General features: G+C 59.0%; 1 pseudogene. It reads left to right on the top strand.

Annotation, left to right across the window (positions count from 1 at the left end):
* Window positions 1-268 (top strand): annotated as a pseudogene (locus tag M3090_RS15775) (conjugal transfer protein TraG); the annotation flags it as partial.

The following is a 268-nucleotide window of genomic DNA, read 5'->3' as shown; positions in this document are numbered from 1 at the left end:
GGCTGCCGACCAGCTCATGGGGCAGATTGCTTCGGCCAAGATACCGCTCTCGCGCATGATTTCCCCGGCACTCTATTGGGTGATGTCCGCCGACGAGTTCTCCCTCGACATCAACAATCCCGACGAGCCGAAGGTGCTCTGCATCGGCAACAACCCCGACCGGCAGGCCATCTACGGGGCTGCACTCGGACTGTATAACTCGCGCATCGTCAAACTGGTGAACAAGAAGGGCAGGCTGAAAAGCTCCATCATCATCGACGAGCTGCCT

The sequence above is a fragment of the Bacteroides sp. ET71 genome, assembly GCF_023336905.1.
Classification (GTDB): Bacteria; Bacteroidota; Bacteroidia; order Bacteroidales; family Bacteroidaceae; genus Bacteroides.
The sequence above is the reverse complement of the archived record's forward strand: the minus strand, read 5'-3'. Positions and strand labels throughout refer to the sequence as shown.